General features: G+C 43.6%; 1 protein-coding gene. It reads left to right on the top strand.

Annotated features, from left to right (window positions below; translation table 11 throughout):
- On the top strand, positions 1 to 376 hold a 376-nt coding region (locus A3757_RS04405), incomplete at both ends, for an NAD-glutamate dehydrogenase domain-containing protein (RefSeq protein WP_156506173.1).

The following is a 376-nucleotide window of genomic DNA, read 5'->3' on the forward strand; positions in this document are numbered from 1 at the left end:
TCAGAGAGCTAGGTCTTAATACGCAAACAACGCCATTCACTGCAATTGGTATCGGTGATATGGCAGGCGATGTTTTCGGAAATGGCATGCTGCTATCCAAGCATACCAAGCTAGTAGCGGCATTTAACCATATGCACATTTTCTTTGATCCTGATCCGGACCCTTCAACAAGCTTTTCAGAGAGAAAGCGCTTGTTTGAACTGCAGGGCTCTACCTGGGATGACTATAACAAAGAACTGATTTCTGAAGGTGGCGGTATTTATTCACGTTCCTCTAAGTCTATTGAACTTTCGAAGCAAATGCAGGACTTTATCGGTACAAAGGAAACGCGCCTGGCTCCAAATGATTTGATAAATCGAATACTAAAGGCAGAGGT

The organism is Oleiphilus sp. HI0117, from assembly GCF_001635235.1.